Source organism: Comamonas granuli NBRC 101663 (assembly GCF_000739995.1).
Taxonomy (GTDB): domain Bacteria; phylum Pseudomonadota; class Gammaproteobacteria; order Burkholderiales; family Burkholderiaceae_C; genus Simplicispira; species Simplicispira granuli.
Map to the genome: position 1 here is coordinate 1 of NZ_BBJX01000034.1, position 589 is coordinate 589.

The 589-nt window shown below is 67.4% G+C and carries 1 protein-coding gene; it reads left to right on the forward strand.

The window, feature by feature from the left end; all coding sequences use genetic code 11:
- Positions 1-3: 3 nt before the first annotated feature.
- On the forward strand, positions 4-589 hold a 586-nt coding region (locus CGR01S_RS16075), incomplete at its 3' end, for an ABC transporter substrate-binding protein (RefSeq protein WP_042429727.1).

Here is a 589-nt window from a genome sequence, read left to right on the forward strand (position 1 = left end):
CCCATGCAAAGACGCACCCTGATCGCCCTGGCCAGCCTGGCCGCCACCCTTGCCGCACCGGCGTTTGCCCAGTCGGGCGAAATCCGCATTGCGCACATCTACAGCAAGACGGGTCCGCTGGAGGCCTACGGCAAGCAGACGCAGACGGGCCTGATGATGGGCCTGGAGTACGCCACGGGCGGCAGCATGCAGGTGGGGGGCAAGAAGCTGGTGGTGCTGGAGAAGGACGACCAGGGCAAGCCCGACCTGGGCAAGAGCCTGCTGGCGGCGGCGTACTCGGACGACAAGGCCGACATTGCCGTGGGCCCGACGAGCTCGGGCGTGGCGCTGGCCATGCTGCCGGTGGCCGAGGAATACAAGAAGGTGCTGCTGGTCGAGCCGGCGGTGGCCGACGCCATCACGGGCGAGAAGTGGAACAAGTACATCTTCCGCACGGGGCGCAACAGCAGCCAGGACGCGATCAGCAACGCGGTGGCCATCGACAAGCCCGGGGTGACGGTGGCCACGCTGGCGCAGGACTATGCGTTTGGGCGCGACGGCGTGAAGGCCTTCAAGGACGCGCTGAAGAACGCCAAGCTGGTGCACGAGG